Annotated in this window: 8 protein-coding genes and 1 rRNA gene; 6 read left to right on the plus strand and 3 right to left on the minus strand. The window is 68.9% G+C overall.

What is annotated here, in order from left to right:
- Positions 1-292: 292 nt before the first annotated feature.
- Entirely contained in the window at positions 293-1,471 is a 1,179-nt protein-coding gene (locus tag ACUKCB_RS25565) for a ubiquitin-like domain-containing protein (RefSeq protein ID WP_473038099.1), read from the plus strand.
- A 69-nt stretch (positions 1,472-1,540) separates the two neighbouring features.
- Complete coding sequence (gene rsmA, locus ACUKCB_RS25570; protein WP_473038100.1) at positions 1,541-2,425, plus strand: 16S rRNA (adenine(1518)-N(6)/adenine(1519)-N(6))-dimethyltransferase RsmA; 885 nt, start codon at positions 1,541-1,543, stop codon at positions 2,423-2,425.
- Positions 2,426-2,447: 22 nt separating this feature from the next.
- On the opposite strand, the gene ACUKCB_RS25575 is transcribed toward rsmA, so the two are convergent.
- Positions 2,448-2,672: a hypothetical protein gene (locus ACUKCB_RS25575; RefSeq protein ID WP_473038101.1), complete on the minus strand. Its 225-nt coding sequence runs from the start codon at positions 2,670-2,672 to the stop codon at positions 2,448-2,450.
- Positions 2,653-4,167 (minus strand): PspC domain-containing protein, encoded by a 1,515-nt coding sequence (locus ACUKCB_RS25580; protein ID WP_473038102.1) that lies wholly within the window; start codon positions 4,165-4,167, stop codon positions 2,653-2,655. Before ACUKCB_RS25580 ends, ACUKCB_RS25575 begins: the two co-directional genes overlap by 20 nt.
- A 224-nt stretch (positions 4,168-4,391) precedes the next feature.
- On the opposite strand from ACUKCB_RS25580, the gene ACUKCB_RS25585 reads away from it, so the two are divergent.
- Both ACUKCB_RS25585 and ACUKCB_RS25590 read left to right on the plus strand, forming a co-directional pair.
- Positions 4,392-5,597 carry an ATP-binding protein gene (locus ACUKCB_RS25585; protein ID WP_473038103.1) on the plus strand — a complete coding sequence of 402 codons (1,206 nt, stop codon included), beginning with the start codon at positions 4,392-4,394 and terminating at the stop codon, positions 5,595-5,597.
- Positions 5,598-5,731: 134 nt separating this feature from the next.
- The gene (locus ACUKCB_RS25590) at positions 5,732-6,403 is read left to right on the plus strand and encodes a response regulator (protein WP_191266338.1); all 672 of its coding nucleotides are present in this window, start codon (positions 5,732-5,734) and stop codon (positions 6,401-6,403) included.
- Positions 6,404-6,496: 93 nt separating this feature from the next.
- Here ACUKCB_RS25590 and ACUKCB_RS25595 read toward each other — a convergent pair whose 3' ends face one another.
- On the minus strand, positions 6,497-7,426 hold the full coding sequence (locus tag ACUKCB_RS25595; protein WP_473041138.1) for a nucleoside hydrolase: 930 nt from the start codon (positions 7,424-7,426) through the stop codon (positions 6,497-6,499).
- 148 nt (positions 7,427-7,574) lie between these two features.
- Between ACUKCB_RS25595 and pcrA the strand changes: the two genes are divergently transcribed.
- Both pcrA and ACUKCB_RS25605 read left to right on the plus strand, forming a co-directional pair.
- The gene (gene pcrA, locus ACUKCB_RS25600; RefSeq protein ID WP_473038104.1) at positions 7,575-9,905 is read left to right on the plus strand and encodes a DNA helicase PcrA; all 2,331 of its coding nucleotides are present in this window, start codon (positions 7,575-7,577) and stop codon (positions 9,903-9,905) included.
- A gap of 687 nt (positions 9,906-10,592) precedes the next feature.
- Positions 10,593-12,125: ribosomal RNA gene (locus ACUKCB_RS25605) — 16S ribosomal RNA — on the plus strand.
- Positions 12,126-12,427: the final 302 nt, after the last annotated feature.

Raw genomic sequence — 12,427 nt, forward strand, 5'->3', positions numbered from 1 at the left:
TAGGCCCCGCCGCCGCCAGGCCGCCCCCCGGCTGGTGACGGAGAAAGGGAAAAGATCACCTTCGGGGATTTTGTCAGTAAATGGTTTTTGGTCAAAGACAAAAGCATTTCCAGGGGTGGTGTTAATGTGACCCTGTTCAGCTGCCGGATGGCCGAACGGCCACTCGCTCTCCCCGTGCGCGCCATGCCCGAACAGCGACGACACCTCCGGGGGCGTGAACGCTCCGCAACGGGAGCGCCCCCCGGAATTCCCACACACGATCAGTCCTTCCGCGCAGAAGGGTGCAGAAGTCATGTCCGCAAAAACCGGGAGGAACGGGGGCGCCCGTCGCTCCAGGAGGCACCAACGCTCCCGTCCGTCCCCGCCCCCGCTCCTCCTCCTGGCGGCCGCGGTCGCCGGACTCGTCGCGGCGGGCGGCGGTACCGCCATGGCCGTGGAGAAGAACGTCACCCTGGACGCCGACGGTGCGCAGACCCAGGTCAGCACCTTCGGCGGGACCGTCCAGGACGTCCTCGACTCCGCCGGGATCCAGCTCGGCGAACACGACGCCGTCGCACCCGCCCCCGACACCCCCGTCAGTAGCGGAGACCACGTCATCGTCCGATCCCCGCGTGCGGTCACCATCGACCTCGACGGCCACGAGCACGTCCACCGGGTGAACGCCGCCACCCTCGGCGAGGCCCTCCACCAGATCGGGCTCGACCCGGAGGGCGTCGAGCTCTCCCGGGGCCACGACACCCCCGTCCCCGAGGACGGCCTCTCCGTCAGCGCCGAGCGCGCACCCCGCATGGTCGTCATGTACGACACGGTCCGCTCCGAGACGCGCACCACCGGCGGAACCGTCCAGGACGTCCTCGACTCCGCCGGGATCGAGCCCGGCGAACACGACATCGTCTCCCCCGAACCCGACGAGCCCGCCGAACCCGACATGGTCGTCCGGGTGGTGCCCGTCCTCGGCACACCCGAGACGGAGGAGATCGTCATCGAGGCACAGACCGTGGAACGGGAGAACCCCGACCTCCCCGAGGGCGAACGCGAGGTCGTCACCGAACCCGAGGACGGGCTCAAGGAGGTGACCACCGCCCTGGTCCTGCGCCACGGGGAGGAGGTCGAGCACGAACTGGCCGAGGAGGTCGTCACCGAGCCCGTGCAGGGCCTGGTGGAGATCGGCACCAAGGTCGAGGAGGACGTCTCCGCCCCGTCCCCGGCCGGAGGCGGGGCGGCCGGCCTCGACTGGGCCGGGCTCGCCGAGTGCGAGTCCGGCGGCGACCCCGCGGCGGTCAACTCCGCGGGCGGCTACTACGGCCTCTACCAGTTCAGCACCAGCACCTGGGCGTCCGTCGGCGGCAGCGGCCTGCCCTCCGAGGCCGGCCCGGCCGAACAGACCCGGCGCGCACAGCAGCTCTACGACGCGGTCGGCGGGAACTGGCAGAGTCAGTGGCCGCACTGCGGGGTCCACCTCTTCGACTGAGCCCGGCGGTCCACCCGACCGACCGGTCCCCCCGGGGCGGACGAGCAGGTGGGCGGCGGCCGGCAAGATGTGTGGGTGACACAGACACCCGCACCCGACCCCGACGACCGTTCCCGCCTGCTCACCCCCGCCAACGTGCGGGCGCTCGCCGAGCGGTTCGGTGTCAGGCCCACCAAGACCCTGGGCCAGAACTTCGTCATCGACCACGGCACCGTCCGCCGCATCGTCCGCGTCGCGGGCGTGGGCGCCGACGACGTGGTCGTCGAGGTGGGGCCCGGGCTCGGCTCGCTCACCCTCGCCCTGCTCCCGCACGTCCGCCGGGTCACGGCGATCGAGATCGATCCGGCACTGGCCGAGGCGCTGCCCGGGACCGTCGCCGACCACGCACCCGACCTCGCCGACCGGCTCACCGTGGTCCCCGGCGACGCCATGCGTATCACCGAGCTCCCCGGGCCCGCACCCACCGCGCTCGTGGCCAACCTGCCCTACAACGTCTCCGTGCCCGTCCTGCTGCACCTGCTCGAACTCCTCCCCGCCCTGGAGCGGGTCCTGGTCATGGTGCAGTCCGAGGTCGCCGACCGGATCACCGCCACACCCGGTGGCCGCATCTACGGCGTGCCCTCCGCGAAGGTCGCCTGGTACGCGGCCGCGCGTCGCGCCGGGACGGTCGGACGCAATGTCTTCTGGCCGGCCCCCAACGTCGACTCCGGGCTGGTGGAGCTGGTCCGCCGGCCCCAGCCGAGCACCGAGGTCCCTCGCGAGGAGGTCTTCAGGGTGATCGACGCGGCCTTCGCCCAGCGCCGGAAGACCCTGCGCGCCGCCCTGGCCGGCTGGGCGGGCTCGGCCCCCGCGGCCGAGGAGGCCCTGCGCGCCGCCGGGGTGGACCCCAGGGCGCGGGGCGAGTCCCTGGGCATCGAGGAGTTCGCCGCCATCGCCGAGCACCGACCGGGGTAGGCCGGGCCGGGCGCGGGAGCGGTCAGTCCCGCTCCGGCGGGGACGCGGATCCCCCGGACTCACGGGCCCTGGACCGGAACAGCGCCCGGGCCACTCCGGCCACACCCAGGCCCAACGCGAGTACCGGCAGCAACCACATCACGTCGAACTCCCACGAACCGCTGCCCCGGACGACGAAGGCGACCGCGAGCCCGAGGAACAGCAGCCCCGCGACGAGCGAACCCCAGTCAGTTCTGCGCTTGGCCATGCCGCACCTCCACCTTCCCGACCACCACGTCGGTGCGCACGTTGATCACGGGCACCCCGTCCTGGTCCGTATCGTCTCCGGACCCCTCAGCGGACTCCTCCGTCTCTTCGTTCCCGGTGCTCTCCCCGGAACCCCCGCCGTCACCGGCGGACCCCGGGGGAGCCGTCGGCTCGAAGGTCTCCTCGTAGCCGAGGGACCAACCGTGGCGTTCACCGCTCCCGCCCTCCGGGGCGGGGGACTCGATCGCGCCGAGCCCGACCTGCGAGGTCACGTTGGTGCGTGCGTCCTCGGGCACCACCAGGACCAGCTCGCCCGCGTCCACCCTGACCGCGACGTCCACCGTCTCCCCCGGCGGGAGTCCGGTGGCGAGGTCGCCCAGGTCCAGCGTGCCCGCACCCACGTGCAGCCGCAGGTCCTCGGAGCCCGCCTCGGCGAGCGTGGCGGGCTGCCACACCCTCTCGCCGTACCGCAGCCCGGTGACGTCGGTCGAGGCCACCAGGACGGAGGCCGTCACCGCCAGGCAGCCGAGGAACATCAGTCCGCGCGGGTTGCCGGCCCAGGTGCCGATCAGTGAGAACAGTCCGACCACCGCCACCGCGGTCGCCGTGAAGTAGACACCGAACTCCGGGCCGAACAGGAGCTCGGCGGTCGACGCCCCGGACAGGGGCGGACCCAGGTGAGGAGCCGAGAACGCCCACACGACGGCCACGGCCACCACGGTCCACAGCGCGTGCGAGGCGAGGGGGGAGCGCCTGGCCCCCCGTGCGCTCCGCTCGCCGCAGCCGCCGCGGGTCCCGCCTCCGCCGTCCTCGACACCGCCGTCGTCGGGCTCGTCCTCCTCGCCGTCGTCCCCGCCGTCCTCCGTGCCGAGTGACGTGCGCTCCGACACCACCGCCAGGTCCACCGGCCCCTGCGGAGCCGAGGCCCACGGCTGGGCCGGGTTGTAGTAGGCGGGTACCGGTTGCGGTACCGGCCCGGCGGGAGGGGGCTCGTGCGCGGCCAGGTCCGAGCGGAGCGCCAGCAACGAGGTGCGCAGGTCCACCCCCCGGTTCCGGGCGGTCAGCAGCCCCAGGACCAGCGGGATCGCCAGGACCATCGTCCCCCAGCTGAACCCGCCCACCAGGCTGAGCGCCGTCGCCCCGGCCAGGCCCACCGTCAGCAGCTTCAGTACCGCGTGTGGTGGGATGCCCCGGTTCAGCATCTGCTCGAAGGTCGCCGGCCCGCCCTGGGGGTCGCGCATCAGCATCCACGCCGCGGTGTACAGCACCAGCCCCGTACCGCCGCCGAACGCCGTCAGCACGAACGCGGCGCGCCAGACCACCGGATCGACCCGCGTGTACGCGCCCAACCCGGCGCACACACCGGCCAGGGCCCGCCGCTCGTCGTCGCGGCGCAGCTCGGGCCCGGCGGCCCCGCCGGGGACGTCCGCGGCCGAAGCGCCCGACACAGGGCCGGTCCCCCCGTCGGGCCCCGTCGGCTCCTCACCGTCGGTCATAGTCGATCACCACACTTTCCTCATGGAACCATCGTGGCCTCCGGTGCGTCGTCGGGGGAATCCGGGACGACCCTGAACCCACCCTGACCGGGACACCAGGGCAGGACCAGGGGCACGCCCCCGATGCCCCACGGGGGTCGCACAGGGCATGCTGGAAACCATCCAGTCCCACGCGCGCGCCGGGACGACCCCGGCGTGCCACAGACGAGAGCGGTGATCGGGCGGTGCCAACGACAGCCGTGGAGACCCCGCGGTTCACCCGGGCGGTCGACGGCAGACTCCTCGGCGGTGTCGCCTCGGGCCTGGCCCGGCACCTGGGCCTGGACCCGCTCGTGGTCCGGCTGGCGTTCATGGCCCTCGCCGTCGGCGGTATCGGGGTGGCCGTCTACGCGGCCCTGTACTTCCTCGTGCCCCAGGAGGAGGTGACCGAGGAGGGCCCCGGGCGGACCGAGGACGCCCGACGCCGGGGCCGCGACATCTCGCAGCTCATCGCCTACGTCGGCCTCGCCGCCGCGCTGGGCATGCTCTTCCTGGTCTTCGGCGGCGTCTTCGACCCCCTGCTGTGGTTCGTCATCTTCGGTGCGCTCGGGGCCACCATCCTGTGGCAACAGGCCAACCCCGCCGAACGCGACGAGTGGATGAACAGCACCGTCAGCCGTTCGCGCCCCAAGAGCATCATGCGCACCACCGCGGGCATCCTGCTCGTCGTCGTCGGGGTCATCGGCTTCCTGGTCTTCCAACAGCAGCTCCAGGAGGCCCGGGCCGGACTCACCTTCGCGTTCACCCTCATCGCCGGGATCTCGCTGATCGTCGCCCCCTGGATCATCGGGCTCATCCGCGAACGCGACTCCGAACGCCGCGAGCGCATCCGCAACGCCGAGCGCGCCGAACTCGCCGCGCACATCCACGACTCCGTGCTGCACACCCTCACCCTCATCCAGCGCCGCGCCGACGACCCGCGCGAGGTCCAGCGCCTGGCCCGGGTCCAGGAACGGGCCCTGCGCAGTTGGCTCTACCAGCGCCCCGCCGACGCCGAGACCACCGTGTCCCCCGGGTTGGAACGGGTGGCCGCCGAGGTCGAGGAGGAGCACGGCGTGCCGATCGAGGTGGTGTGCGTCGGCGACGCCCCCATCGACGACGGCGTCAGCGCGATGCTCCGCGCCGCCCGCGAGGCCATGGTCAACGCTTCCAAGTACGCCGGGAGCGACAGCATCTCGGTGTTCGGCGAGGTCGAGGAGGAAGAGGTCCTCGTGTTCGTCCGCGACCGGGGCGCCGGGTTCGACCTCGGCGACATCCCCGAGGACCGGATGGGCGTGCGCGGCTCCATCATCGGCCGGATGGAACGCCACGGCGGTTCGGCCCGCATCCGCACCGAACCGGGCGAGGGCACGGAGGTTCAGCTCCGGATGCCGCGCATCCCGCAGATGTAGCCCTCCGCGGATGTGGTCCTCCGTGCCCGCCGGGACACGGAGCGGTACCGGCGGCGGCTCCGACCGGGCGGGGAGTCCGGATACGGACAGCGGGCGGCTACCCTCCCGAGGTGTTCCGTGGGTAGGGTCCAGGTGTGGGAGAAGAGAGCACGAACCTCAGTGACAAGGCGGCGGTACCCCGCGTCGTGATCGTGGACGACCACCGGTTGTTCCGCAGCGGGGTACGCGGCGAGCTCGGTGACGCTGTCAACGTCATCGGCGAGGCCGGGGACGTTGACAGCGCGGTGCACGTCATCGGAGAGACCCTCCCCGACCTCGTGCTCCTCGACGTCCACCTGCCCGGCGGCGGGGGAGTGGAGGTGCTCCGGCGCGTCCTCGCCAGGCACCCGCAGATCCGGTTCCTGGCGCTGTCGGTCTCCGACGCGGCCGAGGACGTCATCGGCGTGGTGCGTGGCGGCGCCCGCGGCTACGTCACCAAGACCATCTCCGGCAGGGAACTGGCCGACGCCATCGTCCGGGTCGCCGACGGGGACGCCGTGTTCTCCCCGCGCCTGGCCGGTTTCGTGCTCGACGCCTTCTCCGCCACCGACGCACCCCCGGTCGACCCCGAGCTCGACCGCCTCACCCAGCGCGAACGCGAGGTCCTGAGGCACATCGCTCGCGGCTACGCGTACAAGGAGGTCGCCAAGGAGCTGTTCATCTCGGTCAAGACGGTAGAGACGCACGTCTCCTCGGTGCTGCGCAAGCTCCAGCTGTCCAACCGTCACGAGCTGAGCCGCTGGGCCACCGCCCGCCGCCTGGTCTGACACCCCGGCACCCCGCAGACGCGAACGGCCGCCCCCTCGGGAGCGGCCGTTTCGGCTGTGCGGTGCGGTCCGGAGCACGGACCGGAGCGGGCGTCAGCGCAGAGAGTCGAGCATCCGGTCCAGGAACTCGTCCTCACGCACCCCGGTGACCACGCGCGCCGGACGGCGTTCGTCCTGCCCGGGGCGCAGCCGCCGGTCGGCCACGGTCATGCCGCGGGTCAGCGCCCCGGCCAGCTCCACCCGGAGCGGAGCGTCGAACGCCTCGGTGACCAGGTGCGGGTCCACCAGCACCGCCGCGGCCAGCGGGTCGTGCATCGCGCACTGGCGCACCCCGAAGATGCCCCGGTAGAACTCGGCGTAGAAGTCCAGGAACGCGGACGTCTTCTGCGCGCGCGTCCCGGGGACCTCCTTGAGCCGGTCCAGCCAGGAGCCGGTGGCCACCGTCCTCATGGTGATGTCCAACGCGACGAGGTCCAGGTCGAACCCGGCCGCGAACACGGCCTCGGCCGCCTCCGGGTCGTTGGCGATGTTGGCCTCGGCGTGCGAGGACACGTTCCCGGGCACCTCGACGGCGCCGCCCATCACCACCAGCCGCCGCACCAGTGCCGGCAGACGCGGCTCCAGCCCGAGCGCGAGCGCCAGGTTGGTCAGCGGGCCCACGGCCAGCACGTCGATCTCGCCCGGGTTCTCCCGCACCAGCCGCACGAGCAGCTCGGCGGCGGTCTCCGGTACCGGCGCGCGCACGGGTTCGGGAAGTTTGATGTCGCCCAGGCCGTTGCCGCCGTGCACGTGCCCGGCCAGGCGCGGCTCCTGCACCAGCGGCCGGGCGGCGCCCACCGCCACCGGCACGTCCGGGCGGTCGTACAGGTCGAGCAGGCGCAGTGCGTTCTGAGCGGTCACGTCGACGGCGTTGTTGCCGAACACCGCACCGATTCCGACGATTTCCACCTCCGACCGCGCGGCCAGGTAGGCGAGCGCGACAGCGTCGTCGATCCCCGGATCGCAGTCGACGAACACACGCATGGACTCCCGGTCAGCCAAGACCAATCTCCCCCCGATAAAGGACACGGACCAGCGAAGCAAAGGACTCGACTGGTGTGAAAACAGCCTAAGGCGCACTCGGCACCGGACGTGGACGGGCATGTCGCCGGTCGGCCGTAACCTGGTAGGCGTGTCCTCCCAAGAACAGCTTCTCGAAGGTCTGAACGGTCCCCAGCGCGACGCCGTCACCCACGCCGGCTCACCGCTCCTGATCGTGGCGGGCGCGGGCTCGGGCAAGACCCGTGTCCTCACCCACCGCATCGCCCACCTGATGGCCGAACGCGGGGTGCGCCCGGGGGAGATCCTCGCGATCACCTTCACCAACAAGGCCGCTGCCGAGATGAAGGAGCGCATCGAGGCCCTCCTCGGCACCCGTGCGGCCAACACCATGTGGACGATGACCTTCCACTCGGCGTGCGTGCGCATCCTGCGCCGGGAGGCGCACCGGCTGGGTTACCCCAGCAGCTTCACCATCTATGACGCCGCGGACTCCCAGCGCCTCATGCAGTTGGTGTGCAAGGAGCTGGACCTGGACCCCAAGCGTTTCCCGCCCCGGTCCTTCAGCTTCCAGGTGTCCAACCTCAAGAACGAGCTCGTCGACTACGACACCTTCTCCGAACAGGCCCAGAACGAGCAGGAGAAGAAGCTCGCCGAGGCCTACCGGCTGTACCAGCGCCGCCTCCACGAGGCCGGCGCCATGGACTTCGACGACCTGATCATGATCACGGTCAACCTGTTCCAGATGTTCCCTGACGTCGCCGAGTACTACCGGCGCCGGTTCCGGCACGTCATGGTCGACGAGTACCAGGACACCAACCACGCCCAGTACGTGTTCGTCCGTGAACTCGTCGGTGCGGCCGAGGACTCCGACACCAGCGTGGTCCCGCCCGCCGAACTGTGCGTGGTGGGCGACGCCGACCAGTCGATCTACGCCTTCCGGGGCGCGACCATCCGTAACATCCTGGAGTTCGAGCGCGACTTCCCGAACGCGCGCACCATCCTGCTGGAGCAGAACTACCGCTCCACCCAGAACATCCTCTCCGCCGCCAACACGGTCATCGACCGCAACGAGGGGCGCCCGGCCAAGAACCTGTGGTCGGAACAGGGCGAGGGCCCGAAGATCATCGGGTACGTCGCCGACAACGAGCACGACGAGGCCGCGTTCGTGGTCGGGGAGATCGACCGGCTCACCGATGAGGGCGTGGTCCGGCCGGGGCAGGTCGCGGTGTTCTACCGGACCAACGCGCAGTCGCGTGTGTTCGAGGACGTCTTCATCCGGACCGGGCTGCCGTACAAGATCGTCGGCGGCGTGCGCTTCTACGAGCGCAAGGAGATCCGCGACATCCTCGCCTACCTGCGGGTACTGGCCAACCCCGAGGACACGGTCAGCCTGCGCCGCATCCTCAACGTGCCCAAGCGCGGTATCGGGGCCCGCGCGGAGGAATCCATCGAGCTGCTGGCGGCCCGGGAGCGGATCTCGTTCGCCGGGGCACTACGCCGTGTCGACGAGGCCCCGGGCCTGGCGACCCGTTCGGCGAAGGCGATCAGGAACTTCACCGCCCTGCTGGACGAGCTCGCCGAGACCGTCCCGGGCAGCACCCCGGCGGAGATTGTCGAGACGGTGCTGAGCAGGACCGGGTACCTGTCGGAGTTGACCGAGTCCAAGGACCTCCAGGACGAGAGCCGGGTGGAGAACCTGGAGGAGTTCGTCGACCTCGCCCGGGAGTTCGAGCACACCTTCGCCACGCTCCTGCAGGACGAGGCGGACCTGGAGGGTGAGGAGAACCAGGGCATCGACCCCGGTGAACCGACGCTGGTCGACTTCCTGGAGCGCATCGCGCTGGTCGCCGACACCGACCAGATCCCCGACGAGGACGACGAGGGCGGCGTGGTCACGCTGATGACCCTGCACGCCGCCAAGGGGCTGGAGTTCCCTGCGGTCTTCCTCAGCGGCATGGAGGACGGCGTCTTTCCGCACACCCGCACCCTGGGGGACAAGACCCAACTGGAGGAGGAGCGGCGCCTGGCCTACGTGGGCATCACGCGGGCGCAGGAACGCCTGTACGTCAGCCGGGCCGCGGTGCGCAGCGCCTGGGGGACGCCCTCCTACAACCCGGCCTCCCGGTTCCTGGACGAGATCCCATCGGCACTGGTCGACTGGCGGCGGGCCGAGTCCACTCTCGCGGCTCCGCCCAGCCGCACCATCGGCGGTCGTTCGGGTGGTGGCTTCGGCGGTGGTTCCGGTGGTTTCGGGAGCACGTTCGGCGGCGGGAGGGCGAAGGCCGCCAAGGAGGCGCCCACACTGAGCGTCGGCGACCTGGTCAACCACGACTCCTTCGGGATGGGCCGGGTCGAGCTGGTCGACGGTGCCGGTGACCGGACCAAGGCCCGGATCGACTTCGGGGCCGACATCGGGGAGAAGGACCTGCTCGTCAAGTACGCGCCCATCGAGAAGCTCTGACCGCTCGTCCGGGGTGGTCGGACGGGGTCGGCGCGGCCGGTAGGGCTGGTGACGCCGGCGGGGGCCGGTGGGGCCGGCGGTGGGCACGGGACGGTGTGTAAGCCACGGCACCGGGGAGTTTCGCCGAACCCGTCACGAGCACTCCGGCCCGGGGGTAGAGTTGGGGAAGACCGAGCGAGACGAACGCGGTTTCTTCCGCGGGCGGGCCGGTCCACCTCTTTTCGAAACACGGTGGTTCGAGCGGTGCTCGGGGCATGTAAACTTCGGAGAGTCGCTTCAAAAGCCCAGTGGAAGCCAACACGGCGGAAACGCAAAGGCAAACGGAGCACACGGGCTTTACCCCGATCAGGAAAGACACAAACCGCCGATTTGGCGGGGCGCGGAACACCTGATAAAGTAAAGACACAACACAGCGAGAAAGCCGCAACAGCGGCCGGACCGCGACAAAGCCTTCCACGGAAGAGCAACCGGAACACACGTTCCGGAGCTTGTACGGGAAAAGCGATTGTTTCTTGAGAACTCAACAGCGCGTGTTTGATTTTCTTTAAGCCATGTTTGTTTTGGCCCCGACGCACCACGGTGCGTAGGGTTCCTTTGATTAACCAACGCGAGTTGGTTGGTCAGGATTTCTTCTAGGTTTACCCGTCCCAGGCAGACCCTCGGGTCGCCGGGTAGGGTTGCAGGACCTTTATGGAGAGTTTGATCCTGGCTCAGGACGAACGCTGGCGGCGTGCTTAACACATGCAAGTCGAGCGGTAAGGCCCTTCGGGGTACACGAGCGGCGAACGGGTGAGTAACACGTGAGCAACCTGCCCCTGACTCCGGGATAAGCGGTGGAAACGCCGTCTAATACCGGATATGACACACCATCTCCTGGTGGTGTGTGGAAAGTTTTATCGGTCAGGGATGGGCTCGCGGCCTATCAGCTTGTTGGTGGGGTAAAGGCCTACCAAGGCGATTACGGGTAGCCGGCCTGAGAGGGCGACCGGCCACACTGGGACTGAGACACGGCCCAGACTCCTGCGGGAGGCAGCAGTGGGGAATATTGCACAATGGGCGAAAGCCTGATGCAGCGACGCCGCGTGGGGGATGACGGCCTTCGGGTTGTAAACCTCTTTTACCACCAACGCAGGCCCCGGGTTCTCTCGGGGTTGACGGTAGGTGGGGAATAAGGACCGGCTAACTACGTGCCAGCAGCCGCGGTAATACGTAGGGTCCGAGCGTTGTCCGGAATTATTGGGCGTAAAGAGCTCGTAGGCGGCGTGTCGCGTCTGCTGTGAAAGACCGGGGCTTAACCCCGGTTCTGCAGTGGATACGGGCATGCTAGAGGTAGGTAGGGGAGACTGGAATTCCTGGTGTAGCGGTGAAATGCGCAGATATCAGGAGGAACACCGGTGGCGAAGGCGGGTCTCTGGGCCTTACCTGACGCTGAGGAGCGAAAGCATGGGGAGCGAACAGGATTAGATACCCTGGTAGTCCATGCCGTAAACGTTGGGCGCTAGGTGTGGGGACTTTCCACGGTTTCCGCGCCGTAGCTAACGCATTAAGCGCCCCGCCTGGGGAGTACGGCCGCAAGGCTAAAACTCAAAGGAATTGACGGGGGCCCGCACAAGCGGCGGAGCATGTTGCTTAATTCGACGCAACGCGAAGAACCTTACCAAGGTTTGACATCACCCGTGGACCTGTAGAGATACAGGGTCATTTAGTTGGTGGGTGACAGGTGGTGCATGGCTGTCGTCAGCTCGTGTCGTGAGATGTTGGGTTAAGTCCCGCAACGAGCGCAACCCTTGTTCCATGTTGCCAGCACGTAATGGTGGGGACTCATGGGAGACTGCCGGGGTCAACTCGGAGGAAGGTGGGGACGACGTCAAGTCATCATGCCCCTTATGTCTTGGGCTGCAAACATGCTACAATGGCCGGTACAATGGGCGTGCGATACCGTAAGGTGGAGCGAATCCCTTAAAGCCGGTCTCAGTTCGGATTGGGGTCTGCAACTCGACCCCATGAAGGTGGAGTCGCTAGTAATCGCGGATCAGCAACGCCGCGGTGAATACGTTCCCGGGCCTTGTACACACCGCCCGTCACGTCATGAAAGTCGGCAACACCCGAAACTTGTGGCCTAACCCTTCGGGGAGGGAATGAGTGAAGGTGGGGCTGGCGATTGGGACGAAGTCGTAACAAGGTAGCCGTACCGGAAGGTGCGGCTGGATCACCTCCTTTCTAAGGAGTCTTTTGAAGGCCAACTTTTTCCTATCGTTGGTCGGACTCGAAAGTGGACCCGAGCGTGCTGGTCTTGATGGCCGGCAGGTGTTCGGGAGTGGCTGAAGAGAATCGGACTCATACCTCTGGTGACTAGAAGCACCGGGGGCGCGCTGTTGGGTATCTGAGGAAGCAATCCCTTGTGGGTTGGTTTCCCGATGCCACCTCCAGTAACTCCCACGCCGCGGGCCCGTTGTTTCGGGTTGGTGGTTGTGGTGTGAGGTAGGGGAGTTTGTGGTGGGTGTTTTGACTTGTGAATAGTG

It is taken from the genome of Nocardiopsis moroccensis, from assembly GCF_055763695.1.

Bases quoted from the DNA above. Each gene is read 5' to 3' on its own strand.
- ACUKCB_RS25575 (WP_473038101.1), bottom strand. From the start codon at position 2,672: ATGGCCAAGCGCAGAACTGACTGGGGTTCGCTCGTCGCGGGGCTGCTG.
- ACUKCB_RS25595 (WP_473041138.1), bottom strand. From the start codon at position 7,426: ATGCGTGTGTTCGTCGACTGCGATCCGGGGATCGACGACGCTGTCGCG.
- ACUKCB_RS25580 (WP_473038102.1), bottom strand. From the start codon at position 4,167: ATGACCGACGGTGAGGAGCCGACGGGGCCCGACGGGGGGACCGGCCCT.
- ACUKCB_RS25565 (WP_473038099.1), top strand. From the start codon at position 293: ATGTCCGCAAAAACCGGGAGGAACGGGGGCGCCCGTCGCTCCAGGAGG.